This is a genomic window from Streptomyces sp. NPDC051133, assembly GCF_040682635.1.
GTDB lineage: Bacteria > Actinomycetota > Actinomycetes > Streptomycetales > Streptomycetaceae > Streptomyces.
On record NZ_JBFBBK010000011.1, the window covers coordinates 43,042 to 63,276 of the forward strand.

A 20,235-nucleotide genomic window follows, 5' to 3' on the forward strand; every position below is an offset into this window, starting at 1 on the left:
GGGATTCACGACCGGGGCGGCCAGGGGGTGGGCACGGATGGCGGTCGCCTCTCGGCGAGACGCTCCACAGGGCTTCAGCCGGACGATCGTCCCTGTGGGCAGATGGTGAGGCCCGGGGACACTGTCCCATCCGCACCCACGGTTGGTTCAACGGGCAACCACCTCCGGGTGTTCCGGCAGGTCACGTGACCCGCATCACCCCGGCACGGGCTCAGCCCAGCGGACTCCCCTCGAGCCGCGCCAGCAGGTCGGCGGGATCGGCGTACACCGCCTCCGCCCCGGCCTCCTCCAGGTCCGCCCGCGGAATCCCGCCGCACAGCACGCCCAGGCAGCGCACCCCGGCCTTGCTCCCGGCCCGCATGTCCCACACCGTGTCCCCGACGAACACCGCCCGCGAGGCCGGCACCCCGGCCAGTTCCAGGGCGTGCTCCACCGGCTCCGGGGCGGGCTTGCCCTCCTCGACGTCGTCGGCGCTCGCGGTGGCCGCGATGGCGTCGTCCGCGTCGATCGCCCGGCGCAGCGCGCCCAGCTCCGGACCGCTCGCCGAGGTGGCGAGGACGACCGTCCAGCCGTCCCGGTGCAGCCGCCGCAGCAGCCGGCCGGCCCCCGGCAGGGCGGGCAGCCGGTCGAAGTACTGGCCGTACAGCGTCGTGTGGGCCTGGCTCAGCTCGTCGTCCCGCCCCCGGTCGCGGTCGTCGCCGAGCAGGTGGGCGATCAGGTCGGACGAGCCGAGGCCGACGGCCCGGTGCACGGCGTGCATGGGCACCTCGTGCCCGGCCTGCCGGAACGCCTCCCACCAGGTCACGACATGCAGGTGATTGGTGTCGACGAGGGTTCCGTCGACGTCGAACACGGCGGCACGGTCCATGCGGGGTTCCTCTCCTTGCTCTCGCTGCGCTCCGGGTACCACGTCAGGCATCCGCCACGCGTGCCGGGACCCGGCCCTCCCGCGTCCAGGCCAGCAGTTCGTCGGCGGACCAGGTGGTCACCACCCGCTCGGGCGGCACCCCGCACTCCTCCGCGCGGGCGCAGCCGAGGATCTGCCAGTCCAGCTGGCCGGGCGCGTGCGCGTCGGTGTCGACCGCGAACAGCACCCCCGCGTCCACGGCCGCGCGCAGCAGCCGGCGCGGCGGGTCCAGCCGTTCGGGCCGGCTGTTGATCTCCACGACCGTCCCCGACTCGGCGCAGGCGGCGAACACCTCGTCCGGGTCGAACTCCGACTCCGGCCGCCCCCGCCCGGTCACCAGACGCCCGGTGCAGTGCCCCAGCACATCGGCGTGCGGATCACGCACGGCGGCCACCATCCGGCGGGTCATCGAGCGGGCGTCCATCCGCAGCTTGGAGTGCACGGACACCACGACCACGTCCAGCCGCTCGAGCAGCTGTGGTTCCTGGTCCAGCGAGCCGTCGTCGAGGATGTCGCACTCGATGCCGGTGAGCAGCCGGAACGGCGCCCAGCGCGCGTTCAGCTCCGCCACCACCTCCAGCTGCTCCCGCAACCGCTCCGGCGACAGCCCGCGGGCCACGGTCAGCCGCGGGGAATGGTCGGTGAGCACCGTCCACTCATGGCCCAGCCCGGCCGCGGCCCGCCCCATCTCCTCGATCGGGCTGCCCCCGTCGGACCAGTCCGAGTGGGTGTGACAGTCGCCCCGGATCAGCGCCCGCAGCGTCGCCCCGGGACCCGTGGCGGGTGCCGCGCCGGCCTCCTCCTCCAGCTTGCGCAGATACCCGGGCACCTCCCCGGCCAGCGCCTCCCGCACCACCTGCGCGGTCTTGGGCCCGACCCCCTTGAGCGACTCCAGCGTCCCCGCCGCCGCGCGCTCGGCGATCTCCCCCTCGGGCAGCGCGGCCAGCGTGCGAGAGGCCGTACGAAAGGCCTTCACCCGATAGGTGGGCGCGAGCGCCCGCTCCAGCAGGAAGGCGATCCGGTCCAGGGCAGCCACGGGATCCATGCGACCAAGGTCGCACGAGGCGCCCCCCGGGGGCGCGGGGAGCGCCGGTGTGCGGCTCCGCCGCGTGGGCGCGACAGGCCACCGCGCACCCCGGGCCCGCGACGGTGCCCCGCACGCACACGGGTCCGGTTTGCCCACCTTGCCCCCGGGTACTGCGATGCCCACCGTCAACGAGGGAGGCCGCCCATGCCCAGCGCAGCGATCGTCACCGGGGCGGACTCCGGCATCGGCCGCGCCACCGCCGTCCGTCTGGCCGAGGCGGGTCTCGACGTCGGCATCACCTGGCACACCGACGAGAAGGGCGCCGAGGAGACGGCGGAGGAGGTCCGCGCGAAGGGCCGACGCGCCGTCGTGGCCCGGCTCGACCTCACCCGGCTGCCCGAGGCGGCCGACACCGTGGACGAGCTGGGCGACGCCCTCGGCCGCATCGACGTCCTGGTCAACAACGCCGGTACGGGCACCATGACCCCCTACCTCGACCTGACCCTGGCGGACGTGCGCCGGGTCCTCGACGTCGATCTCGTCGGCCCGTTCCTGTGCGGACAGCGGGCGGCCCGGCACATGATCCGGCAGGGCGACGGCGGCCGGATCGTCAACGTCACCTCCGTCCACGAGCACCAGCCCCGGGTCGGCGCGGCCCCGTACTGCGCGGCCAAGGGCGGCCTCGGGCTGCTCACCCAGGTGATGGCCCTGGAACTCGCCGAGCACGGCATCACCGTGAACGCGGTCGCGCCGGGCGAGATCGCCACGCCGATGACCGGCCAGGAGGACACCGACGTGCACACCGAGCGGCGGCCCGGTGTGCCGCTCGGGCGGCCCGGTGACGCCCGGGAGGTCGCCGCCGTGATCGCCTTCCTGGCGAGCCCGGACGCCTCGTACGTCACCGGCGCCTCCTGGAGCGTCGACGGCGGCATGCTGCGGATGGGCCCACAGGCCGGTTCGCACCTGACCGGCGACGACTGGCGCCGTCCGTGAGGTGACCGTGCGCCTGCGGACCAGCTCCTGCGACGACCCCGGCTACACCCGCCTGCGCTGCGGCCGGGGCTTCCGCTACGCCGACGACACCGGCGAGCCCCTCACCGATCCCGGGCAGCTCGCCCGGATCCGCGCCCTGGCCATCCCGCCCGCCTGGCGCGACGTGTGGATCTGCCCCTGGCCGGGCGGCCATCTCCAGGCCGTGGGCACGGACGACGCCGGGCGCCGCCAGTACCTGTACCACGAGCAGTTCCGGGCGGAGCAGGACAAGGCCAAGCACGCGCACGTGCGGCAGGTCGCGCGGGCCCTGCCCGAGCTGCGCGCCGAGGTGGCCGCCGACCTGGCGGGGCGCGGGCTGAGCCGGCCCCGGGTCACCGCGTGCGCGGTCCGCCTGCTCGACCTCGGCTTCTTCCGCATCGGCAGCGACCGGCACACCCGCACCAGCCGGACGTACGGCCTGACGACCATGCTGCGGGAGCACGTCACCTGCCGCCGCGACGAGATCGCGTTCAGCTTTCCGGCCAAGGGCGGGGTCGAGACGGTGCGCGCCGTGGTCGACGACCAGGTGCGGGCCGTCACCCGCGCCCTGCTGCGGCGCCCGCGCGGCGGCGACAGGTTCCTCGTCTTCCATGAGCGGGGCGCCTGGCACGAGCTGCACGGGGACGACCTCAACGAGGCGCTGCGCCGGCTGTCCGGCACCGATGTCACCGCCAAGGACTTCCGTACCTGGCACGCCACCGTCCTCGCCGCGGTGGCCGTCGCCGTGACCGCGAAAGGCGCCCGGACGAGCGCGGCGGCCCGGCGCCGGCAGACCGCCCGCGCCGTCCGCGAGGTCAGCCACTACCTGGGCAACACCCCGGCGGTATGCCGGTCCTCCTACATCGACCCGAAGGTCTTCGAGCTGTTCGAGCAGGACGTGACCATAGCCCCCGTGCTCACCCGGCTGGGCGAACACGGGGACTTCGGGCGCCCCGCCACGCAGGGAGCGGTCGAGGCGGCGGTTCTCGATCTTCTGGACGGTACCGGCGGATGACCCGCCGGCGCGGGTTGCGTTCTACGCTCGATTGCATGACCGAACAATCAGCTCCCCACATCTCCCATCCGCGGATCATGGTGCTCGGCGTCTGCCCGGGCAAGCCCGGCGAGCGCCCGTTCCGGATCATGGAGATCGACGGTCAGGTGATCGGAGAGGCCAGGACGGTCACCGATGTGCTGGAGACCGCCGCCTCCTACGGCATCCCCGTGCACGACCTGGACGATCCCGACGTGGTCCGCTGGGTCGGCGGCGACAAGTACACCTGGACGCTGCGCTAGGGCCTCTCCTTCGGATCAGGCCGGCTCCGGCCGACCTGTGCGTGCCAGACCCCGCGATTCCGGCAAGATCCGAAGGAGAGGGCCCGGACAGGGGCGTGCCTCAGCCGACCGTCCACTTCTGGTTCGCGCCGCCCGTGCACGTCCAGATCTGCAGCCGGGTGCCGTTGGCCGAGTTGTTCCCGGTCACGTCGAGGCACTTGTCCGCCTGCGGATTGACGATGTCGTGCGCCCCGGTGACGGTCCACCTCTGGTTCGGGCCGCCGGTGCAGTCCCACAGTTGGACGGTCGAGCCGTCCGCCGTGCCGTTGCCCGTGACGTCCAGGCACTTGCCGAGTGCCCGGAGCGTGCCGTCCGAGCCGGCGGTCCAGGTCTGCGCGCCCGTGCCGTTGCAGTCGTAGAGCTGCACCGGAGTGCCGTTCGCGGGGTTCGCGCCGGCCACGTCCACGCACTTGCCGGCCAGGCCCCGGAGCGGGAGCCCGGCCGCGCTGTCGCCGGTCGTCACCGACACCGAGTCGACCACCAGGGCCTGCGGGAACTGCGTCGAGCCGTCCGGGTCGCCCGGCCAGTAACCGCCGACCGCCAGGTTCAGGATCAGGAAGAACGGCTTGTCGTCGTACACCCACGTCTTCCCGCCCAGGTCGGCGGGCGTGCGCCGCTCGTAGACGTTCCCGTCCACGGACCAGGTGATCGAGCCGGGGGCCCAGTCCACGGCGAAGGTGTGGAAGGCGTCCGCGAAGGCCTGCCCGTTCGGCAGGGTGTAGGCGGCGCCTATGCCGCCGGAGCCGGAGTAGCCGGGACCGTGGATGGTGCCGTGCACGGTCGAGGGCTCGAACCCGACGTTCTCCATCACGTCGATCTCACCCGAGTCGGGCCAGTTCACGGGCGTGCCGAGCATCCAGAACGCCGGCCACATGCCCTGCCCGCGCGGGATCTTCATGCGAGCCTCGACATGGCCGTACCGCGCGGTGAATTTCCCGGCCGTGTTCAGCCGGGCCGAGGTGTACTGGCAGCTGCCGTACCAGCACTGGTAGCCGGCCGGGTTCTCCTTGCGGGCCGTGATCACCAGATGGCCCTGGCCGTCCAGGGCCGCGTTGTGCGTGCCCGAGGTGTAGTACTGCCGCTCGTGGTTGTTGACGTTGTCGCCGGTCTCCAGCGTCCACTTCGAGGAGTCGACCGCGGCGCCCGCGGGGCCGTCGAAGGTGTCGGAGAAGGTGGTGACGGTCGCCGCCGCCGGGGCGGCGGTGCCGGCCCGGGCCGGGCCGACGGCGGCCGAGCCGACCAGGACGGCCGACAGGGCGGCGAGGAGGCATCTGTGGAGCAGGCGTAGGGAGGCCATGGCTCTCCGATCCGTGGGGGGCGATTGAGATGCCTCTTGATTTAAGGAATGAGATAAGAAAGCGTCAATACTGCGGTACGGACCTTTCGCTGACGATCAGCCGGCCGACGACGGACGCACCCGGGCATGCACCGCACGCCCGAGCCGCCGCCCCAGCAGCAGCCAACCCAGCAGCGCCCCAGTGGTGTTGAGGATGACGTCGTCGATGTCGAAGGCCCGCCCGGTGATCAGCGCGCCCTGGGCCAGCTCCACCATCAGCATCACGAGCGCCGTCAGCGCCACCACCCGCAGCATGCCCCGCGCACGCGGAGCGAGGACCGGCACCAGGACCCCGAAGGGGACACCGAGCAGCACGTTCCCGCCGATCTGCCGGATCGCGTCCCGCACCGGGGCGTGCTCCAGGTAGGCGCTCAGGGAGCGCCCGGGGTGCAGATTGCTGTGCGTCAGGGCCACCGAGGCGGGGGAGGGGCGCAGGGTGAGCCGGGCCAGGACGACGGCGAACGCCACCATGCACGCGAACGCCACCAGCATGGCGAGCAGCCGGACGGGCAGCGGGAGCGCATGCCGCGGACGGTCCACCGTGTCCGGCTCCCGCCGCCGGAGTGCGAACAGGCCGCCGGACAGCCGCCGACCGCCCTGGTCCCGCCCCCGCTCGCGCTTCTTCCGCGCCCGCGGCGACGCGGGCAGGCCCCGCGTGCCGCCGGCCTCCCCGGCCCGGTCCCGCCGCCGGAACGCGAGCATGCCCCGGGCGCCGTCGGCGTCTTTGGCCGGCTCGGCCTTCCTGCGGGCGCGCAGCCACGAGGGCGGGCCCCACGGGCTGCCGGACTTGCCGGTCCGCCCCCGCTTCCTCGGGGTGCGCAGGATCGCGGGCAGGTGCGGGGCGGTACGGGTCATCGCTGCTCCCGGTCGTCAACTTCGAGGCATTTCACAGCGGTTACCCGCCCGGCGCGCCGGGATGCCCGCGCTCCGACGGCACCGGGCGCACGCCCGCGGTTTCCGTTCACGCTCCCGGGGCACTCCGGGTGCGGACCCGCGTGCCGTCACCCCTGCACGGGCCCGGGGTGCTTGGATGCCCCGAGCGGCACCTGGGATATATCCCCGCACAGCATGACAGAGCGGACCAAACGGACCGAGGAGGTGGCGGATGACCCGGCGTACGGCCCCACGCGCCGTCCTCGTCGCCGTCGGTGAACTCCTCGGCTGGTGGCTGGCGCTGGCCCTGCTGTGGCTGGTGTTCATCACCTCGGTCGACACCCTGGAGCGGATCGTCGGCGCGAGCTGCGCCGCCGTGGGCGCGCTGCTGGCCCGGGCCGGCCGGCGGGCGGTGACCTGGCGGTGAACGGCTGGATCCTCGCGGCGACCGTCGAGCTGGGCGGGGGAGGGGCCGCCGCCCTGTGGGGCGTGACCACCGGCCCCACCGGCCGCCGGGTCATCGCGCAGAACCTCGCCACCTCGGTGGTGTGCCCGGCCCTGCTCCTGCTCTCCCAGGGCTACGGCCGCCCCGCCTACGTGGACCTCGCCCTGCTGCTGGCCGTCCTCGGCCCCGTCGGCACCCTCGTCTTCGCCCGGCTGCTCTCCGACGACCTCGCCGGCGAACGGCCGAGCGCCTGGGGGCTGACCTGGGCCGCCGCCGCCCTGGGCGCGGTCGTCGTGGTCGCTTGTTGCGTGGCCACCGGGCCGAGCCGGGCGATGGCGAAGCTCCTGGTGATCGGCGCCCTGCTGATCGGCGGCAACGTGATCGCCTCGCGCGCCCTGTCGGGCGGGTTCCAGGGGGTGCGCGGTGGCTGACGGCCCGTGGGGAGGTGCGGTGTGTCCGATGCGCTGACCGTCGTGGCCCTGCTGCTGGTGGCCGCCTCCGCCACCGCGGCCGTGGCCCAGCGCGACCCGGCCCGCCAGGCGCTGGTGCTGTCCGTGCTCGGCATTCTCCTGGCCGCGCTGTTCACCGTGTTCCAGGCCCCGGACGTCGGCCTCTCCCAGCTGGCGGTCGGCTCCGCGCTGACCCCGCTGCTGATCATGCTGTCCGTGCGCAAGATCAGGCGCCGCGGCCGGAGCAAGGAGGGGACGAAGTGAACCGGCTGCGGCTGGGACTGCTGGCCTTCGGCGGCGCGGGCCTGGCCGCCCTGCTGGTCGCCGCCTGCCTCGACCTGCCCGGCTTCGGCGGCGGCAGCCACCCCTACGACACACGGGCCGTGCACGCCTCCCTCGCCCGCCACACCGCCAACACCATCGCCTCCGTCAACTTCGACCAGCGCGCCTACGACACCCTCGGCGAGATGAGCATCCTGTTCGCCTCCGTCCTCGGCTGCGTGGTGCTGCTGCGCCAGGCACGCGACGAGCACCGGGCCGAGCCGGAACCCGCCGAGGTGGCCCGCCCCGTCCGCCGCTACGCCCTGATCGTGCTGCCCGTCGCGCTGGTCACCGGCCTGTACGTCGTCGCCCACGGCCAGCTCAGCCCCGGCGGCGGCTTCCAGGGCGGAGTCGTCGCCGCGACCGCCCTGCATCTGCTCTACCTCGGCTCCGACTACGGAGCCCTGGAACGCGTCCGCCCGCTCGCCGTGTTCGAGACCTCCGACGCCGTCGCCGTCTCCGCCTACCTCGTGCTGGGCGTCGCCGGAATCCTGGCCGGCACCGCGTTCCTGGCCAACACGCTGCTGCCGTACGGCACCTTCAACACCCTGTCCTCCGGCGGCACCGTCCCCCTGCTGAACGCGGCCATCGGCATGGAGGTGGCGAGCGCCGTCGTCGTGCTCCTCGCCCACTTCCTGGACCAGGCCGTCGAGATCGAGGAGGAGCACGGGAAGTGACCGCCGTGATGCACGTCCTGCCCTACCTGGTGGCGGTGTACGTCTTTCTGACGGGCTGCTACGGCCTCGCCACCAGCCGCAATCTGATCCACGCCGTCGGCTGCCTCGCGGTCTGCCAGTGCTCCACCTACGTCCTGCTGCTGGCGGTCGGCTACCAGGACGGCGCCACCGCACCGGTCTTCTCCGACATCCGGCCCGGCTCCCGGCCGGTGGTCGACCCGGTGGTGCAGGCCCTCACCCTCACCGACATCGTGGTCGGCGCCACCGTCACCGCGCTGCTGCTCGCCCTGGTCCTGCAGATCGCCAAGCGGCACGGCACGGTCAACCCCGACGAACTGCGGGAGCTGCGCGGCTGATGCACCATCTGCTCCCGCTGCTCGTCGCGGTCCCGCTGCTCGGAGCCGCCGTCCTGGTGGCCGTCGGCCGGCATCTGCCCCGCGTCGCCGCCGAGATCACCGGCTTCGCGGTCTCCGGCGCCACGGCCGCGCTCGCGGTCGTGCTGCTGTTCAACTCCTCGCCGCCACTGGTCGAATGGGTGGGCGGCTGGCTGCCCGTCGGCGGCGAGAGCGTCGGCATCGTCGTGATCGGGGACGGCCCCGCGCTCGGCATGGCCGCGCTGGTCTCGCTGCTGACCCTCGCCGCCCTCGCCTACTCCTGGCGCTACTTCGACGAACCCCCGCGCGGCCACAGCGGCGCCTTCACCGCGCTGATGCTGGTCTTCCAGGGCGCCATGTGCGGCTTCGCCCTCGCCGGGGACCTGTTCAACGCGTTCGTGTTCTTCGAGCTGATGAGCGTCACCGCCTACGCGCTCACCGGCTACCGCATCGACGAGGCGAAGGCCGTGCAGGGCGCCCTCACCTTCGGCGTCGTCAACTCCCTCGGCGCGTACGCCATGCTGATGGGCATCGGCCTGCTGTACGCCCGTACCGGCGAACTGGCGATGACGAAGATCGGCCGGGGACTCGACACGGCGGCCGGGCACGGCGGGCCGGACGCCCTCGTCCTCGCCTCCTTCGTGCTGGTCATGACCGGCCTGCTGGTCAAGGCGGCAGCCGTGCCCTTCCACTTCTGGCTCCCCGACGCGCACGCCGTCGCCCCCACCCCGGTCTGCATGCTGCTGTCCGGCGTGATGGTGGAACTCGGCGTCTACGGCGTCTGGCGGGTGTACGGCACCGTCTTCGCCGGACCCGGCGGCATTCCCGCCGCCGACCTCACCCGGGCGCTGGTGACACTCGGCACCCTCACGGCAGCGACCGGCGCCGTGATGTGCTGGTACCAGCGGCACATCAAACGGCTCCTGGCCTACTCCACCGTCGCCCACACCGGTCTGTTCCTCGTCGGCCTCGGCATCCTGACGCCCGAGGGCGACGACGGGGTCGCCCTGTACATCATCGGGCACGCCGGAGTGAAGGCCGCGCTGTTCGCCTGCGCGGGCGTCCTGCTCGACCGGTACGGCAGCGTCGACGAACACACCCTGCACGGCCGGGCCCGTGAACTGCGCGCGGTCGCGGTGATGTTCGCCGTGGCCGCCCTCGGCCTCGCCGGCCTGCCCCCCTTCGGCACCGGGCTCGGCAAGGCGGTCACCGAGGAGGCGGTGGGCGGCCCGCTCACCGTGGTGTTCGTGGCCGCCTCCGCGATCACCGCCGGCGCCGCCCTGCGCGTCACGGCACGCGTGTTCCTCGGTCTCGGGCCGCAGCCGCAGGACGCCGACTCCGACCTCGAGACCAGCGGATCCGAGGAGGAGCCCGAGACGCCCGGCCTGCTGCGCCGGATCCCGGACACCATGCGGACGGTGCCCGCCGTGCTGCTGGCCGGCGCCCTCGCCGTCGGTGCGGTCCCCGGCTTCGGCGACGTGGTGGCCCGCTCCGCGAACGAGGCCGGGTCGGGCGGTGCCCACGTCTCCGTGCACTGGACCCTGCACGGCGTCCTGCTGGGCGTGGCCTCCACCGCGCTGGCCGTGGCCCTCGCCGGCCTCGCCGTCACCCGCCCGCACTGGACGGCCGCCCCCGACTGGGCCCGGCCCCTGAGGCGCCTGCAGTCGGGCCATGTGGGCGACTACGTGGCCTGGCTGCTGGTGGGCGCGACCGTGCTGGGCGCGCTGGCCGTGCCCGGGGTGCTGGGCGGCTGATCAGCCGTACGAGATGTGCACCTCCTTGAAGCCGAGGGAGCGCAGCAGGCCCTGCAGCATGCCGGTGGTGTTCGACTCGGCGCGTGCGGTCAGCCCGCTGCCGCGCGCCGCGTCACCGATGTGCCGGACGGCGAGCTTCTGCACGGCCTGCTCGCTGTTGGGGTTGTCCGAGAAGAGGTCCCCGAGCCGGTCCAGCAGTCCGCGCTGCTTGGACACGGCGTAGGAGTGGTCGGGGTCGAGGGCGGGGCTGCCGAGCCGGGCGTGCGGCAGCCGCAGGGTGGCGGACGTGCGGTCGCCGTTGACCGACACGTCCTTCTCACCGACCCGCCCCAGGTCGACGTAGGCGTCCACGGTCCCCGCGCCGACGTACAGGGTGCGGGTGCCGCGGATCGCGTCGGGCAGGAACTTCGCGTCCTTCTCCAGGTCGACCACGACCTGGAAGTTGCCCGACGCGGCGTCGTAACGGCTCATGTCCTGGATGGATTTCAGCAGTGCCGGGCCCGAACGGTCGTGCGTCCGCGTGCCGAACAGGTCCTCGATGCCCGGCAGTACGGCCAGCCGGATCCCGGCGAACAGCACGGCGAGCACCAGCACGAGCGCGGCAACGGCCTTGGCCCAGCCGGGCAGGCGCCGGACGGAACTCACGGAAGTCGTCATCGCGACGGTCCTCCTTCCTCACCCTCGCATGCCCCGTCACCCGCCCCGCCAGACCCGCGCACCGACGCGAGCGGCGCGGCGGCACGCGTACGCGGGCGGGGTGACGTGCGGGCGAGGTGATTAAAGAATTGTTCTCGCGGACGTGAGAATTTCCTTGAAGGGGCCTGTTCCGGCGGGGCGGGCGACCGCGGTGGCGAACACTGCCGTGCATGGCCACGAACGTCCTCGACGCGCCCGCCCGCACCGGTGCCGGCCGTCGCCCGCCATGGAGATCACCCGTGGGCGAGCCCGCGTACGCACGCCCGGCGCTGCTGGTCGTCACCGTGCTCGCCGCCGTGCTCTACACCTGGGGCATCGACCACAGTCAGTACCACACGTTCTACGCGGACGCCGTCCGCAGCATGACGGAGAGCTGGAAGGCCTTCTTCTACGGCTCCTTCGATCCCGGCAATTCCATCACCCTCGACAAACTGCCGGGATTCCTCTGGCCGCAGGCCCTTTCCGCGCGTCTCTTCGGATTCCGCCCCTGGGCGCTGATCCTGCCCCAGGTCCTGGAGGGAGTGGCGAGTCTGCTGGTGCTGTACCGGCTGGTGCACCGGTGGGCCGGCGTGCACGCGGCGCTGATCGCCGCGACGGCCTTCCTGGTGACCCCCGTGGCGGTCGGGCTGTTCCGCACCACGGTGGAGGACCCCGCGTTCACCCTGTGCCTGCTGCTGGCCGCCGAGGCCACCGGGCGCGCCGCCCGGGAGGGCCGGCTGCGCCCGCTGCTGACGGCGGGGGTGTGGGTCGGCGTCGGCTTCCAGGCCAAGATGCTGGAGGCGTGGGCCGTGCTGCCCGCGCTCGCCCTGGTCCATCTGATCTCGGCGCCGCTCACGCTCCGGCGGCGGCTGGCGCACCTCGGCCTGGCCGCTCTGGTGATGACCGCCGTCTCGGCGTCGTGGACGCTCGCCGTCACCCTCACCCCGGCCCAGAACCGGCCGTATGTGGACGGCACCACCAACAACTCGGCGCTCAGCATGGTGGTCGGCTACAACTTCCTCAACCGCTTCTCGGCGCTCGGCATCAGCGCGGCCTCCACGGGCAGCGTGAGTGCCGTCCAGGGCGCGGGAGGCGGTCACGGCGGCGCCGGGCGGGCGGCCGGAGCGGAGGGGCGGGCGGCCGGAGCGGACGCTGCCGGTGTCCGCCACCGCGCGGCCGGGGCGCTCGGCGCGGCCGGTCCGCGCGGCGCCGTGGACACGCGGTCCGCCGGGGAGGCCCGCACGCCGTCGGCCGTCGCGGCGGATGCCGGGCAGCAGAGCGCCGGCGGGGGTCAGGAAGGCTGGTCGAAGATGTTCGGCAGCGCGCTCGCCGCCCAGACCGGCTGGTTCTACCCGATCGCCGCCCTGGCCGTCGGGTGCGGTCTGCTCTGGCGCCGGGGACGCCCGCGCACCGACCGGCTGCGCGCCGGCTTCGTGCTCTGGGGCACCTGGCTGGCCACGTTCTTCCTGGTCTTCAGCGCCGGCAGCGTCGGCGGCCACACCTACTACATGGGGGTGATCGCGGTGCCGCTCGCCGCGCTGACCGGGGGCGGCACCGTGCTGATGTGGCGCGCCCACCGGGCCGGCGGGCGCCGCGCCTGGGCCCTGCCGGGCGCCGTGGCGGCGACGGCGGGCTGGGGCGCGTACGTCGCCGGCCACTTCCCGGCGTTCCTGCCGTGGCTCGCGCCCACGGTGGCCGCGCTCGGTGCCGTCGGCGTCGTGCTGCTGGTCCTGACCCGGCCGGGGCGCTCCCGCTCCGGCGGCCGGCTCGCGCTCGCCTCTCTCGCCACCTCCCTGGCGGCCCTGCTCATCGCACCGAGCGCATGGGCGGTGCAGGTCTTCGTCCCCGCGCACCGAAGCTCCGGCGTGGGCGCGGTCGGCCCGTCCGGCACGCACCGCGGCCACCGGCAGAAGGGATCGGGGACCGGCCGGCCGGGGCCGCAGGCACGGGCCGGCACCGCGACGCCCGGGCCGGTCACCTGGGGCGGCGCGGGCGGCATGGGCGGCATGGGCCCGGGGGGACTCGGCGGCCCGGGCGGATTCGCCGTCGAGGAGAGCGGCGGACTGACCGCGGCCCAGCGCCGGTTGTTCGACTACGCCCGCGCGCACCAGGGTTCGGCCCGCTATGTGCTGGCCACCAGCAGGTGGAGCACGGCGTCCCCCTACATCCTGGCGACCGGCGCCGACGTCCTGCCGCTCGGCGGCTTCAGCGGACGGGTGCCGTTCCCGACCCGGACGCAGTTCCGGCGCCTGGTCGAAGCGGGCCAGGTGCGGTACGTGCTGCTGGGCGGCGGGCGCGAGAGGGGCCCGGCGGCCGACGGCACGGACACGACGGCCGCGCGGATCACCGGCTGGGTGCGGTCCTCCTGCGCCAGGGTCCCGGCCGCGGCCTACGGCGGCGGCGACCTCGTGGCCACCGGTCGTTCCCTGCCGGGCGGCCAGGGCGGGACGGCCGAGGCCCAGACGCTCTACCGGTGCGGCCCGGGCCAGTAGCATGACGGCCCAGCCCGTGCCGATCATGCGAGGAGCGGATCGTGCGAGACATCGCCGTGTTCAGCGGCAGCGCCCACCCCGACCTGGCCCGGGAGGTCTGCGCCCAGCTCGGGGTGCCCCTCAGCCCGACCCGGGTCAGCCGGTTCGCCAACGACTGTCTGGAGGTGCAGCTTCAGGCCAACTGCCGGGAGCGGGACGTCTTCCTGATCCAGCCGCTGGTCAGACCGGTGCAGGAGCATCTGGTGGAGCTGCTGATGATGTGCGACGCGGCCCGGGGCGCCTCCGCGGCCCGGATCACCGTCGTCATGCCGCACTACTCCTACGCCCGCTCGGACAAGAAGGACGCGCCACGCATCTCCCTGGGCGGCCGGCTGGTCGCCGACCTGATGGTGGCGGCCGGCGCGAGCCGGGTCCTCGCCATGACCCTGCACGCCCCGCAGGTCCACGGCTTCTTCTCGGTGCCGGTCGACCACCTGAACGCGCTGCGTGAACTCGCGGCGCACTTCCGGAAGTACGACCTCACGCGCACCACGGTCGTCTCCCCGGACCTCGGCAACGCCAAGGAGGCCGCCGCCTTCGCCCGGCTCATCGGGGCGCAGGTGGCGGCCGGTGCCAAGCAGCGGTTCGCGGACGACCGGGTGAGCATCAGCTCCGTCATCGGCGAGATCGCCGGCCGGGACGTCATCGTGCTGGACGACGAGATCGCCAAGGGCCGCACCGTGCTGGAACTGCTCGACAACATAAGGGAGTTGCAACCGCGCTCGATCCGGGTGGCGTGCACGCACGGGCTGTTCGCGGCCGGGGCGCTGAAGCGGCTGAGCGAGCAGCCGGACGTGCTGGAGATCGTCTGCACCAACACCGTGCCGGTCCCGGCGGACGAGCACACCGACAAGCTGCGCGTCCTGTCCATCGCCCCGGCGCTCGCCGAGGCGGTGCGGCGCATCCACAACGGTGAATCCGTCAGCGCCCTGTTCGAGGCGTCGTAGAGCGACCGCACCGGAGGCGGAGGCTCACACGGAGCCGGACGCGGCCTCGGACCGGGCCAGGGCCGCGTCCAGCGTCGGGTGCGCGGGCAGCAGCCGGGTGAGGCCGGTGACCCGGAAGACGCGCAGCGTCAGCGGATGCGTGCACACCAGGTGCAGCTGCCCGCCGCCGTCCCGCACCCGGGCGCGCGCCCGGTACAGCAGGCGCAGCCCCGAGCAGTCGAAGAACTCCACCTGCCGCAGGTCGATCACGACCCGCACACCGGGGCCGCCGGTGGCCCGGTCCAGGGCCGGGCCGATCTCCGCCGCCGCGAGGATGTCGATCTCGCCCCGCAACTCCACGACCGTGTGCCCGCGGTGCGCGTACACGCGCAGCTGCCGGGTGAACGGTGCGGGCTCGTCTCGCGCCACGACATCACCTCCCACCCGTCCCCGGACATCGGTTCCCCAACTGTCAAGTTACCCTCGATGGAAGGAATTTGAGCATGTTCGATTGACATATGTCTTGGAGTTTGGGGCGTGTCGCTCCGCGGCCCGGCGCGGTTCGCCGGGGTCCGGCTCAGTTCGCCACAAGGACCAGCTTTCCGGTCGTACGGCCGGTGTCGCCCCGTTCGTGCGCCTTGGCCGCGTCGGCCAGCGGGAAGGTCCCGGCGATCGTCGCCCTGAGCTTCCCCGCCTCCGCCAGCTCCGCGATCGCCCGCATCCCGGCCCGGTCGGCGTCCACCAGCATGCGCACGGCCCGGACGCCGAGCCGCTCGGCCTCCTCGTGGAACTCCGGTGAACCCACCGGCAGGACCGACACCACCACACCGCCCGGCCGCAGCACCTTCAGCGACGCCACGGAGGTGTCCCCGCCGAGCGTGTCCAGGACCACGTCGACGTCCCGCACCGCCTCGGTGACGTCGGTGCTCCGGTAGTCGACCGGCTCGTCCACGCCGATCTCCCGCAGGAAGTCGTGCTTGCCCGCGCTCGCCGTGCCGATCACGTACGCGCCGCGCGCCTTGGCGATCTGCACGGCCACGTGCCCGACCCCGCCGGCCGCCGCGTGGACCAGCACCCGCTGCCCGCGCCGGAGGCCGGCGTGCTCGGTCAGCGCCTGCCAGGCGGTCAGGGACACCAGCGGCAGCGCGCCCGCCTGGATGTGGTCGATCGAGGCCGGCTTGTGCGTCAGTGCACGCACCGGGGCGACCACGTACTCGGCGTGCGAGCCGTGGCCGTAGGGGTAGGGCAGCATGCCGAAGACCTCGTCGCCAGGCTGGAAGGCGGCCACGCCGATCCCGGTTCCGGCGACCTCGCCCGAGACGTCCCAGCCGAGCACGAACGGCGGCTCGCCCAGGAACCCGCCGGTGGCCCGGTGCTTCCAGTCGGTGGGGTTCACCCCGGCGGCCCGCACCCGGACCAGCACCTGGTTCGGGCCCGGTTCCGGCCGCTCCACCCGGACTTCCCTCAGGACCTCGGGACCGCCGAGGACGTCCTGGCTGATGACTCGCATCGTGTTCATGCAGCTCATGGTCACCCAGCCTGCCGGAACGCGCCCGCGTCTGCGCCGTCTCCCCGGCCCGCCGAACGTTCCGGCCCGCCCCGGCGTCGAAGGGTCCGGTACGGCGCCGGCGGATCCGGCGCCGGTGGCAGGGGAGAGGGGCGGGCATGCGCAGGGGGCTCGTGGCGGTGACGGCGGTGGGGTGCGGCGGCGGGACGGGACCGGGCCCGGTGGTGCCCGGTATCCCACCGGCCTGGCCTCGGGGGCCGCGGGCCGGGCGCTGGAGTGCGACGGGCGGATCTTCGACGGCGCCGGACCCGACGGGTGGGGCGACTCCGACGGCGCGGACACCCCCGAGGAGGGCCCGGCGCTCTGGCTCGACCTGTTCCAGCCGAACGCCCCCGGCCACGGCTACCGGATGGAGCGCCGGGAGCGGAACCGGGTGCTGTACTCCTTCGACGTCGGCGGGCGCACCAAGGTGGCCGTCGTGGTGGCCGAGGACCAGCAGGACCGGCCCGGCTGGGGCCCCGAGACCAGCGCCTCCTGCGATCCGGCCGAACGGCCCGCCCGGTACGCGGCCGCCTGGGGCCGGGAGGTGTGGACGGACCGGCACGGCAGGCGGGTGCCGGTGAGCCGCCTCAACGGCTCGACCGGCTCCGCACACTGCGGCCGGCAGTCCGTCCGCTTCCTCGCCCTGGACGGTGCGACCTACGCCCGCGACCCGGACGGCGTGCTCGGCGAGAGCCTGCTCACCGCGCCGTACCGCGCCCACGTCCGCATGCCCGCGGGCGCCCACGACACCGGATACCGGCACCGGCACCGGCGGCTGTGGCTCACCGCCGACCGGTCGACGGCGTACGTCCGCACCCCGATGGCGTCGAGGCCTGGCCCCGGCTGAAGCGGGGCGCCGCCTGCGCCTGACCCCGCGCCCGGCTCACCCCTCGCCGAACACCCGCTCACCGCCCACGTAGGTGAGCGCCACGGCCGTCTCCGCGAGCGCCTCCGGCGGCCCGGCGAACGGATCGCGGTCCAGCACCACCAGGTCGGCGAGCGCGCCGGCGGTCACCCGGCCGGTGTCGTCCAGATGGTTCACGTACGCCGACCCGGCCGTGTATGCCGTGAACGCGTCCGCGAGGCCCAGCCGCTCCCCGGGCAGGAACACCGGCCCGCCGCCGCCCGGTTCCACCCGGTTGACCGCGACATGGATGCCCTGCAGCGGATCGGGGCTGCTCACCGGCCAGTCGCTGCCCGCGGCGAGCCGTGCCCCGGAGCGCAGCAGCGCGCCGAACGGGTACTGCCAGGCGGCCCGTTCGGGCCCGAGGAAGGGGATCGTCAGCTCGTCCATCTGCGGCTCGTGCGCGGCCCACAGCGGCTGGATGTTCGCCGTGGCGCCGAGCCGCGCGAAGCGGGGCACGTCGTCCGGGTGCACCACCTGCAGGTGCGCGAGATGCGGCCGGGTGTCGCTCGGCCCGTTCGCGGCGCGGGCCGCCTCGACCGCGTCCAGCGCGTCCCGTACGGCCCGGTCGCCTAGCGCGTGGAAGTGGCACTGGAAGCCGAGTGCGTCCAACTCGGACACATACCGCGGGAGTTGCTCGGGATCGATGAAGCTCTTGCCGCGGTTGGCGGTCGCGCAGCCGCACCGGTCCAGATAAGGGTCGAGCAGCGCGGCCGTGTGGTTCTCGGCGACCCCGTCCAGCATCAGCTTCACCGTGCCCGCCCGGAACCGCCCGTGGCTGAACGCCTCCCGCTTCGCGGCGAGTTCGGGGATCTGTTCGGCCCCGCGCTCCCGGTCCCACCACAGGGCGCCCCGCACCCGCGCGGTGAGCGAACCGTCCCGCGCCGCCGCGAGATACGCCTCGGCCGGGTCGTCCATCCCGAGGAAGTCACCGACGAGCGCGTCCTGCCAGGCGGTGACGCCGAGCGCGTGCAGATGCCGCTGGGCGTGCAGCAGCGCGGCCAGCCGGTCGGCCGGGGTCGCGGGCGGGGTGAGCCGGCCCACCAGCTGCATCGCCCCCTCCTGGAGCGTGCCGCTGGGCTCACCGGAGGCGTCCCGTTCGATCCGCCCGTCCGCCGGGTCGGGCGTGTCCCGGTCGATGCCGGCCAGCCGCAGCGCCCGGCTGTTGACCCAGGCGCCGTGATGGTCCCGGTTGGGCAGGTACACCGGCCGGTCGGGCACGACCGCGTCGAGCAGCTCCCTCGTCGGCGTACCGCCCGCGAACGCCTCCATCGACCAGCCGCCGCCCAGGATCCACTCCCGCTCCGGGTGCGCCTGCGCGTACGCCCGTACGGCGGCCACGGTCTCCTCGGCCGTCGCCAGGCCCGACAGATCGCACTGGGCCAGTTCGAGCCCGGCCGGCACCGGATGGACGTGCGCGTCCTGGAAGCCGGGCAGCAGCAACCGTCCGGCGAGGTCCACCACCTCGGTGCGCGGCCCGGCCAGGTCGTGCAGCTCGTCCCCGCCGACCGCGGTGACACGGTCCCCGGTGACGGCGACGGCGGTCGCGGTGCGGCCCTCGGGGGTGAGGACGGGGCCGCCGGTGAACAGCAGATCGGTGTGCATGATGCCTTTCCTGGTCGGTCAGTGAGAGGTGGTGAGCAGCTCGGGCGAGTCGGCGTCGGTGCCGGCCCCGGTATGGAAGTACGGCGACCTGCGCACCCACTTGGCCCACGCGGCCACCGCGAACCCGGACACGATCATCGCGACCGGCATGAGCAGCAGGAACCAGCCGTTGTCGGCGCTCGCTTCCAGATGGTCGGCCGAGTCGTAGAAGGACCAGCCGAGGTAGCCGCCGAGGCCCAGCAGGGCCAGTGCGCTGAGCGTGGGCAGCACCACCGCCCGGACGCCCTGCCGCCAGTCGGTGCGCAGCAGGGAACGGAAGCGCACGGCGGCCGCGAGGGCGGTGAGCGCGTAGGACAGGGCGACGACGATGCCGACGGCGTTCACGACCGCGTCGATCATGTCGGCGAGCCGCGGGATCACCAGCGCGCCCGCTGCCGCCGCGACGGCCAGCGCCCCGATCAGCAGCGTCCCGACGGCCGGCGTCCCGTACCGGGCGCTGACCCTGGACCACACCGGCCCGAGGGTACGGTCCCGGCTCATCGCGAACATCCCGCGGGCCGTCGGGATGACCCCGGCCTGGAGCGAGGCCACCGCCGAGAACATCAGGGCGACGAGCGGCAGCGCGGCCCACGGCTGGTCCGCCAGCCGGTCCCCGTAGTACGCGAGCCCCTGCGCCCCGTGTCCGGCCAGCTCCCCCTGGGAGAGCACCCGCTGGAAGGCGACCGAGCCGAGCAGGAACAGGCCGAGCATCGTCACCAGGGTGATGGTCCCGGCGCGGGAGGCGTCCCGCGGGTCGCGCACCTCCTCGTTGACGGTGAACGCCGCCTCGAACCCCCAGTAGCAGAACACCGACAGCAGCAGGCCCTGCGCCAGCGCGGTCGCCGAGGGGATCGCGAACGGGTCGAACCAGGCCAGGCTGAAGGAGTGCGGCCCGGTGACGATGCCGTAGCCGCAGAACCCGATCAGGACGACGTACTCGAAGACCAGCAGCCCGGTCTGCAGCCGGGCCGCCGTACGGACCCCGGTCACGGCGGTCAGGGTGACCGCGGCCAGCACGACGATCCCCACCGCCGTCGTCTGCGCCGTCGAGTCCGGGTCGAACACCAGCGAGCCGATCCGGTGCAGGCCCGCCTCGCCGGCCAGCTGCAGCAGCGCCGAACCCGTGACGGCCGTGGTGTAGGCGAGGAAGGCCACGCTCGCCACGAAGTTCACCCAGCCGACCATGAAGCCGAGCCAGGGGCTGAGCGAACGGCCCACCCACACGTAGCCGTTGCCCGCGTTCGGCTCCACCCGGTTCAGCCGGGAGTAGGCCCCGGCGATGCCGAGGACGGGCAGGAACGCCAGCAGCATGATCGCCGGCAGATGGGGGCCGACCACCGCCGCGGTCACCCCCAGCCCGATGCCGATGCTGGTCGTGGCGGCCGTACTGGAAGCGGCGACGGCGACGCCGTCCGCCACGCTCAGGGACTTGCGCAGCTCGGGCCGCGCAGGCGGATCCACTGTGAAGGGTCTTTCGCTCATCGCCGGCTCTCCGCT

At 73.9% G+C, this 20,235-nt stretch carries 21 protein-coding genes; 12 read left to right on the top strand and 9 right to left on the bottom strand.

The features are described 5' to 3' along the window. Positions 1–211 precede the first annotated feature (211 nt). Complete coding sequence (locus AB0N17_RS14030; RefSeq protein ID WP_366011529.1) at positions 212–868, bottom strand: HAD family hydrolase; 657 nt, start codon at positions 866–868, stop codon at positions 212–214. 43 nt (positions 869–911) lie between these two features. After that, a complete protein-coding gene (locus AB0N17_RS14035; RefSeq protein ID WP_366011531.1) occupies positions 912–1,952 on the bottom strand; it encodes a PHP domain-containing protein in 1,041 nt (346 codons plus the stop codon). 186 nt (positions 1,953–2,138) lie between these two features. Here AB0N17_RS14035 and AB0N17_RS14040 point away from each other — a divergent pair, with 186 nt between their 5' ends. From AB0N17_RS14040 to AB0N17_RS14050, 3 genes are read left to right on the top strand one after another with little or no spacing between them, the layout of a single operon-like run. After that, on the top strand, positions 2,139–2,927 hold the full coding sequence (locus AB0N17_RS14040; RefSeq protein ID WP_366011532.1) for an SDR family oxidoreductase: 789 nt from the start codon (positions 2,139–2,141) through the stop codon (positions 2,925–2,927). A 7-nt stretch (positions 2,928–2,934) separates the two neighbouring features. Beyond that, positions 2,935–3,960 carry a DNA topoisomerase IB gene (locus AB0N17_RS14045; RefSeq protein WP_366011643.1) on the top strand — a complete coding sequence of 342 codons (1,026 nt, stop codon included), beginning with the start codon at positions 2,935–2,937 and terminating at the stop codon, positions 3,958–3,960. 35 nt (positions 3,961–3,995) lie between these two features. Continuing rightward, complete coding sequence (locus AB0N17_RS14050; protein WP_366011533.1) at positions 3,996–4,241, top strand: hypothetical protein; 246 nt, start codon at positions 3,996–3,998, stop codon at positions 4,239–4,241. A gap of 100 nt (positions 4,242–4,341) precedes the next feature. On the opposite strand, the gene AB0N17_RS14055 is transcribed toward AB0N17_RS14050, so the two are convergent. Together AB0N17_RS14055 and AB0N17_RS14060 are read right to left on the bottom strand one after the other, a co-directional pair. Continuing rightward, on the bottom strand, positions 4,342–5,577 hold the full coding sequence (locus AB0N17_RS14055; RefSeq protein ID WP_366011534.1) for an RICIN domain-containing protein: 1,236 nt from the start codon (positions 5,575–5,577) through the stop codon (positions 4,342–4,344). 96 nt (positions 5,578–5,673) lie between these two features. Then, positions 5,674–6,189, bottom strand: coding sequence for a VanZ family protein (locus AB0N17_RS14060; protein WP_366011645.1), 516 nt, complete (start codon positions 6,187–6,189; stop codon positions 5,674–5,676). 532 nt (positions 6,190–6,721) lie between these two features. Here AB0N17_RS14060 and AB0N17_RS14065 point away from each other — a divergent pair. Genes AB0N17_RS14065 through AB0N17_RS14090 form a run of 6 tightly spaced genes read left to right on the top strand, consistent with a single transcriptional unit; the run spans position 6,722 to position 10,509 of the window. Next, positions 6,722–6,916 (top strand): hypothetical protein, encoded by a 195-nt coding sequence (locus AB0N17_RS14065; protein ID WP_366011535.1) that lies wholly within the window; start codon positions 6,722–6,724, stop codon positions 6,914–6,916. After that, positions 6,913–7,365: a monovalent cation/H+ antiporter complex subunit F gene (locus AB0N17_RS14070; RefSeq protein ID WP_366011536.1), complete on the top strand. Its 453-nt coding sequence runs from the start codon at positions 6,913–6,915 to the stop codon at positions 7,363–7,365. Before AB0N17_RS14065 ends, AB0N17_RS14070 begins: the two co-directional genes overlap by 4 nt. Positions 7,366–7,386: 21 nt before the next feature. Then, positions 7,387–7,647 (top strand): DUF4040 domain-containing protein, encoded by a 261-nt coding sequence (locus tag AB0N17_RS14075; protein WP_366011537.1) that lies wholly within the window; start codon positions 7,387–7,389, stop codon positions 7,645–7,647. Further along, positions 7,644–8,381, top strand: a complete 738-nt coding sequence (locus AB0N17_RS14080; protein WP_366011538.1) for an MnhB domain-containing protein — start codon at positions 7,644–7,646, stop codon at positions 8,379–8,381. Before AB0N17_RS14075 ends, AB0N17_RS14080 begins: the two co-directional genes overlap by 4 nt. A gap of 8 nt (positions 8,382–8,389) precedes the next feature. Next, on the top strand, positions 8,390–8,737 hold the full coding sequence (locus tag AB0N17_RS14085) for a sodium:proton antiporter (protein WP_366011647.1): 348 nt from the start codon (positions 8,390–8,392) through the stop codon (positions 8,735–8,737). Further along, positions 8,737–10,509 (top strand): complex I subunit 5 family protein, encoded by a 1,773-nt coding sequence (locus AB0N17_RS14090; protein WP_366011539.1) that lies wholly within the window; start codon positions 8,737–8,739, stop codon positions 10,507–10,509. Before AB0N17_RS14085 ends, AB0N17_RS14090 begins: the two co-directional genes overlap by 1 nt. On the opposite strand, the gene AB0N17_RS14095 is transcribed toward AB0N17_RS14090, so the two are convergent. Continuing rightward, positions 10,510–11,166, bottom strand: a complete 657-nt coding sequence (locus AB0N17_RS14095) for a DUF4230 domain-containing protein (RefSeq protein WP_366011540.1) — start codon at positions 11,164–11,166, stop codon at positions 10,510–10,512. A 209-nt stretch (positions 11,167–11,375) separates the two neighbouring features. Between AB0N17_RS14095 and AB0N17_RS14100 the strand changes: the two genes are divergently transcribed. Both AB0N17_RS14100 and AB0N17_RS14105 read left to right on the top strand, forming a co-directional pair. Next, positions 11,376–13,676 carry a glycosyltransferase family 39 protein gene (locus tag AB0N17_RS14100; RefSeq protein WP_366011541.1) on the top strand — a complete coding sequence of 767 codons (2,301 nt, stop codon included), beginning with the start codon at positions 11,376–11,378 and terminating at the stop codon, positions 13,674–13,676. A 41-nt stretch (positions 13,677–13,717) separates the two neighbouring features. Continuing rightward, positions 13,718–14,662, top strand: a complete 945-nt coding sequence (locus tag AB0N17_RS14105) for a ribose-phosphate pyrophosphokinase (protein WP_366011542.1) — start codon at positions 13,718–13,720, stop codon at positions 14,660–14,662. A 24-nt stretch (positions 14,663–14,686) separates the two neighbouring features. Here AB0N17_RS14105 and AB0N17_RS14110 read toward each other — a convergent pair whose 3' ends face one another. Both AB0N17_RS14110 and AB0N17_RS14115 read right to left on the bottom strand, forming a co-directional pair. Then, positions 14,687–15,070 (bottom strand): anti-sigma factor antagonist, encoded by a 384-nt coding sequence (locus AB0N17_RS14110; RefSeq protein WP_366011543.1) that lies wholly within the window; start codon positions 15,068–15,070, stop codon positions 14,687–14,689. A 148-nt stretch (positions 15,071–15,218) separates the two neighbouring features. Next, complete coding sequence (locus AB0N17_RS14115) at positions 15,219–16,169, bottom strand: NADP-dependent oxidoreductase (RefSeq protein ID WP_366011545.1); 951 nt, start codon at positions 16,167–16,169, stop codon at positions 15,219–15,221. Here AB0N17_RS14115 and AB0N17_RS14120 point away from each other — a divergent pair. Further along, positions 16,141–17,037, top strand: coding sequence for a hypothetical protein (locus tag AB0N17_RS14120; protein WP_366011546.1), 897 nt, complete (start codon positions 16,141–16,143; stop codon positions 17,035–17,037). The two genes, AB0N17_RS14115 and AB0N17_RS14120, sit on opposite strands and share 29 nt — an antisense overlap. Before the next feature lie 36 nt (positions 17,038–17,073). Here AB0N17_RS14120 and AB0N17_RS14125 read toward each other — a convergent pair whose 3' ends face one another. Both AB0N17_RS14125 and AB0N17_RS14130 read right to left on the bottom strand, forming a co-directional pair. Then, on the bottom strand, positions 17,074–18,699 hold the full coding sequence (locus AB0N17_RS14125; RefSeq protein WP_366011547.1) for an amidohydrolase: 1,626 nt from the start codon (positions 18,697–18,699) through the stop codon (positions 17,074–17,076). 18 nt (positions 18,700–18,717) lie between these two features. Beyond that, positions 18,718–20,220 (bottom strand): APC family permease, encoded by a 1,503-nt coding sequence (locus AB0N17_RS14130; RefSeq protein ID WP_366011548.1) that lies wholly within the window; start codon positions 20,218–20,220, stop codon positions 18,718–18,720. Positions 20,221–20,235: the final 15 nt, after the last annotated feature.

What these genes read in the sequence shown, in the direction of transcription:
- AB0N17_RS14030 (WP_366011529.1), bottom strand. Translation starts at nt 868, where the DNA reads ATGGACCGTGCCGCCGTGTTCGACGTCGACGGAACCCTCGTCGACACC.
- AB0N17_RS14035 (WP_366011531.1), bottom strand. Translation starts at nt 1,952, where the DNA reads ATGGATCCCGTGGCTGCCCTGGACCGGATCGCCTTCCTGCTGGAGCGG.
- AB0N17_RS14040 (WP_366011532.1), top strand. Translation starts at nt 2,139, where the DNA reads ATGCCCAGCGCAGCGATCGTCACCGGGGCGGACTCCGGCATCGGCCGC.
- AB0N17_RS14050 (WP_366011533.1), top strand. Translation starts at nt 3,996, where the DNA reads ATGACCGAACAATCAGCTCCCCACATCTCCCATCCGCGGATCATGGTG.
- AB0N17_RS14055 (WP_366011534.1), bottom strand. Translation starts at nt 5,577, where the DNA reads ATGGCCTCCCTACGCCTGCTCCACAGATGCCTCCTCGCCGCCCTGTCG.
- AB0N17_RS14065 (WP_366011535.1), top strand. Translation starts at nt 6,722, where the DNA reads ATGACCCGGCGTACGGCCCCACGCGCCGTCCTCGTCGCCGTCGGTGAA.
- AB0N17_RS14085 (WP_366011647.1), top strand. Translation starts at nt 8,390, where the DNA reads ATGCACGTCCTGCCCTACCTGGTGGCGGTGTACGTCTTTCTGACGGGC.
- AB0N17_RS14090 (WP_366011539.1), top strand. Translation starts at nt 8,737, where the DNA reads ATGCACCATCTGCTCCCGCTGCTCGTCGCGGTCCCGCTGCTCGGAGCC.
- AB0N17_RS14095 (WP_366011540.1), bottom strand. Translation starts at nt 11,166, where the DNA reads ATGACGACTTCCGTGAGTTCCGTCCGGCGCCTGCCCGGCTGGGCCAAG.
- AB0N17_RS14100 (WP_366011541.1), top strand. Translation starts at nt 11,376, where the DNA reads ATGGCCACGAACGTCCTCGACGCGCCCGCCCGCACCGGTGCCGGCCGT.
- AB0N17_RS14120 (WP_366011546.1), top strand. Translation starts at nt 16,141, where the DNA reads ATGACTCGCATCGTGTTCATGCAGCTCATGGTCACCCAGCCTGCCGGA.
- AB0N17_RS14115 (WP_366011545.1), bottom strand. Translation starts at nt 16,169, where the DNA reads ATGAGCTGCATGAACACGATGCGAGTCATCAGCCAGGACGTCCTCGGC.
- AB0N17_RS14125 (WP_366011547.1), bottom strand. Translation starts at nt 18,699, where the DNA reads ATGCACACCGATCTGCTGTTCACCGGCGGCCCCGTCCTCACCCCCGAG.
- AB0N17_RS14130 (WP_366011548.1), bottom strand. Translation starts at nt 20,220, where the DNA reads ATGAGCGAAAGACCCTTCACAGTGGATCCGCCTGCGCGGCCCGAGCTG.